The sequence below is a fragment of the Leifsonia sp. SIMBA_070 genome (assembly GCF_046534635.1).
Taxonomy (GTDB): domain Bacteria; phylum Actinomycetota; class Actinomycetes; order Actinomycetales; family Microbacteriaceae; genus Leifsonia.
The window spans coordinates 1-229 of record NZ_JAWRYK010001072.1 but is presented as its reverse complement, the minus strand read 5'-3'; the positions used below and the strand labels follow the sequence as shown (position 1 = coordinate 229).

Below are 229 nucleotides of genomic sequence, written 5' to 3'. Positions count from 1 at the left end.
ACCACATACACGGCCGACGGCATCATCGTTGCAGTCGGCACAAAGCCCTTCGTGCCCGACGCCTGGCAATCCCTGGGTGAGCTGCTATTGACCAGCGACGGGCTGTTCGAAATGCCCGACATTCCCGCGCGGGTAGGCGTCATCGGGGCCGGCGCCATAGGTTGCGAGATCGGCCAGGGACTGGCCCTGCTCGGTTCGGAGGTTCACCTGTTCGGCCGCGACCATCGCC

Annotated in this window: 1 protein-coding gene; it reads left to right on the top strand. The window is 65.5% G+C overall.

Going from position 1 to position 229, the window contains the following annotated elements; all coding sequences use genetic code 11:
• Positions 1-229 (top strand): FAD-dependent oxidoreductase (locus tag SB754_RS23440; protein WP_410784628.1); only part of this gene is annotated, 229 nt, incomplete at both ends.